Origin of the sequence: Rhizobium sp. BR 314, from assembly GCF_047445805.1 — a bacterium.
Taxonomy (GTDB): domain Bacteria; phylum Pseudomonadota; class Alphaproteobacteria; order Rhizobiales; family Rhizobiaceae; genus Rhizobium; species Rhizobium lusitanum_B.
This window is the reverse complement of record NZ_JARWLA010000098.1, coordinates 1-2,366: the sequence shown is the minus strand read 5'-3', so window position 1 is coordinate 2,366 and position 2,366 is coordinate 1. Positions and strand designations below refer to the sequence as shown.

The 2,366-nt window shown below is 58.2% G+C and carries 1 protein-coding gene and 1 pseudogene; one reads left to right on the top strand and one right to left on the bottom strand.

Annotated features, from left to right (window positions below; all coding sequences use genetic code 11):
* Positions 1 to 218, bottom strand: a pseudogene (locus QD461_RS36510) (sugar ABC transporter substrate-binding protein); the annotation flags it as partial.
* Positions 219 to 692: 474 nt separating this feature from the next.
* Here QD461_RS36510 and tkt point away from each other — a divergent pair.
* Positions 693 to 2,366 (top strand): transketolase (gene tkt, locus QD461_RS36505; RefSeq protein WP_414091627.1); only part of this gene is annotated, 1,674 nt, incomplete at its 3' end.

Sequence of the window (2,366 nt, the reverse complement as noted above, 5' to 3'; positions counted from 1 at the left end):
GTGTAGTGCATCACAATGGCCGCTTTGGCATGCTTCGCCTTGATCTTTTCGATCTCTTCGGCGGATAGCTTCAGGTCGCTCGCGAGGGTCGCTTTTTCGCCGTTGGGCCCGCTTGCCGGGTGACTTTCAATATCCTTGATCTGTTTATCGACATCGATCGCGAAGGCGCTCGGCGCATAGGCAGCGCTGCCGCCGAGGGCAGTGGCAAGGGCGATCATCTGTAGGGACTTGCGCATCGTCATAGGCATTTCGGTTCCTCCCTTTAAGGCCTATTGAGTTCCTCGAATTCAATAACGTATACGTTAATGCATTTGTAAAAGCTGTCAACTGAAGAAATGTCGGGAAACATCGGCGAGCCGAATTGAGCATCCCGCATTTGGGATGGTTTCAACCACCGTGAGTGCCCAACGCGGTATTCATCACGGTGGTCGTCTTGTCCGTTTGCCACCAAACGGATCGAGGCAGACCGCCCCCATGAAATCGACCCGGAACGATCCTTACGGCTCCCGATCGACGCGGTAGTCAAATAAAAGCTATTGCGCAAATAGAGAGGTATAAGGTATGAGGTATGATGTCGATGGGCAGACTTTTTGCAGCGGAATGTGATATTGTTATGTTTGTCGTATATAATACGTTATTTTGTGTTTCGATATTGTGATATCCAGAAAAGTGCGCCACATTAGTCGCGGTTTATGAGGGAGGAAGAATTGACAGCAGCAGTTTCGATCCGCGATCTCGCGAACGCTATCCGTGTCCTGTCGATCGACGCGGTTGAGGCCGCAAAGTCCGGGCACCCCGGAATGCCCATGGGCATGGCTGATGCGGCGGCGGTGCTGTTCGGCCGGCACCTCAAGTTCGATTCAAGCGAACCTGGCTGGCCGGACCGCGATCGTTTCGTCCTGTCGAACGGCCATGGCTCGATGCTGCTCTACAGCCTTCTGCACCTCACCGGGTACGAAGACATGACGATTGAGCAGGTTCGCAACTTCCGCCAATGGGGCTCCAAAACGCCAGGTCATCCCGAATACGGGCACACCGCTGGCGTCGAGACGACCACCGGGCCGCTCGGACAGGGGATCGCGTCGGCTGTCGGAATGGCTATCGCGGAGCGGCGCCTATCAACCGAATTTGGCGCAGCGCTTGTCGATCACCGGACCTACGTTTTCTGTGGAGATGGGTGTCTCATGGAAGGTGTTGGTCAGGAAGCTGCTTCGCTGGCCGGCCACCTGCAGCTCGGCAAGTTGATCGTCCTTTACGACGACAACTCCATCACCATCGACGGCTCGACCGCAATCGCGTTTTCGGAAGATGTGCTCGCGAGGTTCGACGCCTACGGATGGCACACGCAGCGCGTTGACGGTCATGATCCGGATGCGATCGACGCGGCGATCTCGCAGGCGAAGGCGGAAGGATCCAGACCATCCCTCATAGCCCTGAAAACCATCATTGGATACGGCTCTCCGTCAAGGGCAGGAACAAGCTCCGTACATGGTGCACCGCTCGGCGCCAGCGAAGCCGCCGCGACGAAGGCAGTCTATGGCTGGACGGCGGACACTTTCGAGATTCCTGCTCCAATCCTCAAAACTTGGCGCGAAGTCGGCGCGAAGGGCGCCAAGGCGCGCAAGGACTGGCAAGCGCGGCTCGAAGCAGCGGGCGCAGATGTCAGAAGTGAGTTTGAACGCCGCACCGCCGGCTCATTGCCAGCGCGATATGAGGAAGCGGTCAACGCCGCCAAGGCAAAGCTGCTCGACAAGCCGCAATCAGTGGCAACGCGTAAGGCAAGCCAGATCGCACTGGAAGCGCTGACGGAGCTGCTTCCGGAAATGATCGGCGGGTCCGCTGACCTCACCCACTCAAACTTGACCCGGGTTCCGGCCGTCGACAGCGATTTCACCGCCGCTGCAAGCGGGCGGTATGTCAGCTATGGCGTTAGAGAGTTTGCCATGGCCGCCGCGATGAACGGTATGGCGGCTCACGGCGGCGTCATACCCTATGGTGGCACGTTCCTCGTCTTCTCGGATTATTGCCGCAATGCCATTCGTGTGGCGGCTCTGATGGGCGTCCGCTCTATCTTCGTGATGACGCATGACTCGATCGGTCTTGGCGAAGACGGTCCGACGCACCAGCCGGTCGAGCATCTTGCCAGCCTCAGGGCAATGCCGAACTTGCATGTATTCCGGCCGGCCGACACCATCGAGACGCTGGAATGCTGGGATCTTGCAATAACCAGCAAGAACACGCCGTCGGTTTTGGCGCTCTCGCGGCAGAATGTCCCGCAACTGCGCGCCCAGCGTGACGGCATCAATCGCTGCGCACGGGGAGCCTATGTGCTGCGGGAAGCGAGCAGCGAACGTGCCGTCACAATC